The sequence below is a fragment of the Anoxybacillus kestanbolensis genome (assembly GCF_001996285.1).
GTDB classification, from domain to species: domain Bacteria; phylum Bacillota; class Bacilli; order Bacillales; family Anoxybacillaceae; genus Anoxybacillus; species Anoxybacillus kestanbolensis_A.
The window spans coordinates 1-1,643 of record NZ_MQAD01000047.1; the positions used below are offsets into that span (position 1 = coordinate 1).

Consider the following 1,643-nt stretch of genomic DNA (forward strand, 5'->3'; position numbering starts at 1 on the left):
TATAAAATGCTTCGATTGTTACATGAATAAAAGGATGTCCGCCATGGACATCCTTTCAGACTGTTGACAAAATGGTTGTAAGACAGTTGTTTTACAACCATTTTGTTCCATTTTGATATTTGTTTTCCTTGATGAACCGACGAAAATAACGACATACATAGGTGAAAAAGAGGAGAGGTGCCCATTCTCCATAGGTAGTTTGCTAATTTCTTTAAATTCATCGCAGCACAAACAAGCATCGCCTGCATCTGGTTTCTTTCCAATCCACGGTAATTTGTCCAGCGCAGACCATGCTTCTCTTTCAAATCTGCAAAATTTCGTTCGATTGTCTCTTTTCTTCGTTCATACAATTCCCGATGCTCCGGCACATATCGTAAGTGCTCGGCTTCTTCGTAGTAATCTTGCCAAACATGGCGTGTGACCACTTTTGTATGGCTTTTGCTTTCTGTGCATCTTTCTAGATAAGGACACGTCTTGCACACAGATGGATTGGATTTATATTCCCGATAACCTTCCCGATTCGTTGTTGAATAAGATAACACTTGGTTATTTGGACAAAGGTAACAATCAAAATGTTCGTCATATGCAAATTCAGATTTCCGAAAGAACCCATCTTTCGTTTTTGGACGAGTGTATGGCCAAATCGGATCAATCCCTTGTTCTAATAGGTATTTCGCAATGGCTGGCGTCTTGTATCCTGCATCGATGCATACGTCTTTCGGGCGCTGCTTCACTTCCTGTTTGACACGTTCAAACAGTTCGAAAAAGGCTTGACTATCATGCACGTTTGCCGCTGTGACATAGGATTGAAGGATCCAGCCATGGCGATCACAAGCCGTATGATAGGAGTAAGCAAATACTCGTTCGCGTTCATTTTTCACAAACATCCCACTCTCGGGATCTGTCTTACTGATCTTCACTTCTCGTTTTTTTTTTTATCTGTTTCTGGCGGTAATGGAGATTTTCCATGTGCGGTGCGGTCTCGTTCAATCTCTTTTTCCAGTTCCTCTTGATATGCTTTCGCTTCGACTTCTGCCACTTCGGTGTTGAATTTTCTTTTGTTTGCACTCGCCTTTACATGGGTAGAGTCAACAAATACGACACTTGGATCCACCAGCCCGTGTTGAAAGGCTTCTTCGAGGATTCTTGAAAAAATTTTTTGAAAGACGTCTGTACCTGCAAAACGTCGTGCGTAGTTTTTGCTTGGTGTCGAATGATGTGGGACAGGATCATGAAGACTCAATCCTAAAAACCATCGATAGGCTACGTTTGTTCGAATTTGTTCCACCGTTTCACGCATCGAACGAATGCCGAAGATATAACGGATCAAGTACATTTTGAACAACACAACCGGATCAATACTTGGTCGTCCATGGTCGGGTGAGTATAGGTCTTTGACGATGTCGTAAATAAAAGAGAAGTCAATCGCTTTTTCTAGCTTACGCACAAGGTGATCCTCAGGAACAAGGTCATCAATCTTTACCGTTGTTTCCACATATCTACGATCTTCTTGATGACGTTGAAGCATCCGATTTCCCCCTCCTATACCCTTATACCTATATATTAAAACAGCTTGTCGACTTTGTCGACAAGCTGAGAGGCTGACTATGCGTCAGCTTCTTTTTTTATTTATGTCGTGTCGG

General features: G+C 41.9%; 1 pseudogene. It reads right to left on the reverse strand.

From position 1 onward, the window contains the following. Positions 1-170: 170 nt before the first annotated feature. Positions 171-1,528 (reverse strand): annotated as a pseudogene (locus BO219_RS14350) (IS1182 family transposase); the annotation flags it as partial. Positions 1,529-1,643 lie beyond the last annotated feature (115 nt).